The sequence below is a fragment of the Acinetobacter sp. 1294596 genome, from assembly GCF_000582925.1.
Lineage (GTDB): Bacteria > Pseudomonadota > Gammaproteobacteria > Pseudomonadales > Moraxellaceae > Acinetobacter > Acinetobacter radioresistens.
The window spans coordinates 1-694 of sequence record NZ_JFCC01000118.1 but is presented as its reverse complement, the minus strand read 5'-3'; the positions used below and the strand labels follow the sequence as shown (position 1 = coordinate 694).

Here is a 694-nt window from a genome sequence, read left to right as displayed (position 1 = left end):
CCGCTTGTGCGGGCCCCCGTCAATTCATTTGAGTTTTAGTCTTGCGACCGTACTCCCCAGGCGGTCTACTTATCGCGTTAGCTGCGCCACTAAAGCCTCAAGGGCCCCAACGGCTAGTAGACATCGTTTACGGCATGGACTACCAGGGTATCTAATCCTGTTTGCTCCCCATGCTTTCGTACCTCAGCGTCAGTATTAGGCCAGATGGCTGCCTTCGCCATCGGTATTCCTCCAGATCTCTACGCATTTCACCGCTACACCTGGAATTCTACCATCCTCTCCCATATTCTAGCCAACCAGTATCGAATGCAATTCCCAAGTTAAGCTCGGGGATTTCACATTTGACTTAATTGGCCGCCTACGCACGCTTTACGCCCAGTAAATCCGATTAACGCTCGCACCCTCTGTATTACCGCGGCTGCTGGCACAGAGTTAGCCGGTGCTTATTCTGCGAGTAACGTCCACTATCCTAAAGTATTAATCTAGGTAGCCTCCTCCTCGCTTAAAGTGCTTTACAACCAAAAGGCCTTCTTCACACACGCGGCATGGCTGGATCAGGGTTCCCCCCATTGTCCAATATTCCCCACTGCTGCCTCCCGTAGGAGTCTGGGCCGTGTCTCAGTCCCAGTGTGGCGGATCATCCTCTCAGACCCGCTACAGATCGTCGCCTTGGTAGGCCTTTACCCTACCAACT

Annotated in this window: 1 rRNA gene; it reads right to left on the bottom strand. The window is 52.9% G+C overall.

The features are described from left to right. Nucleotides 1-694 (bottom strand): 16S ribosomal RNA (locus J502_RS16160); the annotation flags it as partial.